The organism is Planococcus sp. SSTMD024, from assembly GCF_041320495.1.
Classification (GTDB): domain Bacteria; phylum Bacillota; class Bacilli; order Bacillales_A; family Planococcaceae; genus Planococcus.
Genome location: NZ_JBGGNS010000002.1, coordinates 1 through 1,402, shown reverse-complemented (window position 1 = coordinate 1,402; position 1,402 = coordinate 1). Strand labels below are relative to the sequence as shown.

General features: G+C 50.9%; 1 rRNA gene. It reads right to left on the bottom strand.

What is annotated here, in order from left to right:
- Positions 1 to 1,302: ribosomal RNA gene (locus tag AB9R92_RS00055) — 23S ribosomal RNA — on the bottom strand; the annotation flags it as partial.
- Between the last annotated feature and the right edge of the window lie 100 nt (positions 1,303 to 1,402).

The window sequence follows — 1,402 nt, the reverse complement described above, 5'->3', positions numbered from 1 at the left end:
GCATTCTCACTTCTAAGCGCTCCACCAGTCCTTCCGGTCTGACTTCAACGCCCTTAGAACGCTCTCCTACCACGGACATCCTAGATGTCCATCCACAGCTTCGGTAATCCGTTTAGCCCCGGTACATTTTCGGCGCAGTGTCACTCGACCAGTGAGCTATTACGCACTCTTTAAATGATGGCTGCTTCTAAGCCAACATCCTGGTTGTCTAAGCAACGCCACATCCTTTTCCACTTAACGGATATTTGGGGACCTTAGCTGGTGGTCTGGGCTGTTTCCCTCTTGACTACGGATCTTATCACTCGCAGTCTGACTCCCAAGCATAAATCACTGGCATTCGGAGTTTGTCTGAATTCGGTAACCCGGGCTGGGCCCCTAGTCCAAACAGTGCTCTACCTCCAGGATTCTCTTCTTGAGGCTAGCCCTAAAGCTATTTCGGAGAGAACCAGCTATCTCCAGGTTCGATTGGAATTTCTCCGCTACCCACACCTCATCCCCGCACTTTTCAACGTGCGTGGGTTCGGGCCTCCAGTAAGTGTTACCTTACCTTCACCCTGGACATGGGTAGATCACCTGGTTTCGGGTCTACAACTGCATACTCATTCGCCCTGTTCAGACTCGCTTTCGCTGCGGCTCCGGCTTCTCACCTTAACCTTGCATGCAATCGTAACTCGCCGGTTCATTCTACAAAAGGCACGCTATCACCCATTAACGGGCTCTAACTACTTGTAGGCACACGGTTTCAGGATCTATTTCACTCCCCTTCCGGGGTGCTTTTCACCTTTCCCTCACGGTACTGGTTCACTATCGGTCACTAGGGAGTATTTAGCCTTGGGAGATGGTCCTCCCGGATTCCGACGGAATTTCTCGTGTTCCGCCGTACTCAGGATCCACTCTGGAGGGATTGAACTTTCAGCTACGGGGCCGTTACCCTGTCTCGCGGACCGTTCCAGGTCGCTTCGCTTAATCCAATCCTTTGTAACTCCGTATAGAGTGTCCTACAACCCCAGAAGGCAAGCCTTCTGGTTTGGGCTAATCCCGTTTCGCTCGCCGCTACTTGGGGAATCGCAGTTGCTTTCTCTTCCTTCAGGTACTTAGATGTTTCAGTTCCCTGAGTCTGCCTTCTCATGTGCTATGAATTCACACATGGATCCTGCTCCATTACGAACAGTGGGTTTCCCCATTCGGAAATCCCCGGGATCAACGCTCACTTACAGCTCCCCGAGGCATATCGGTGTTAGTGCCGTCCTTCTTCGGCTCCTAGTGCCAAGGCATCCACCGTGCGCCCTTATTAACTTAACCACTGAATGGTCAAAAAAAATAAGTTGATCGCTGTGCGATCACGCTACTTGATGCTTGTTTCTTAATCAATGTCGATCTATCCAGTTTTCAAAGAACAAGT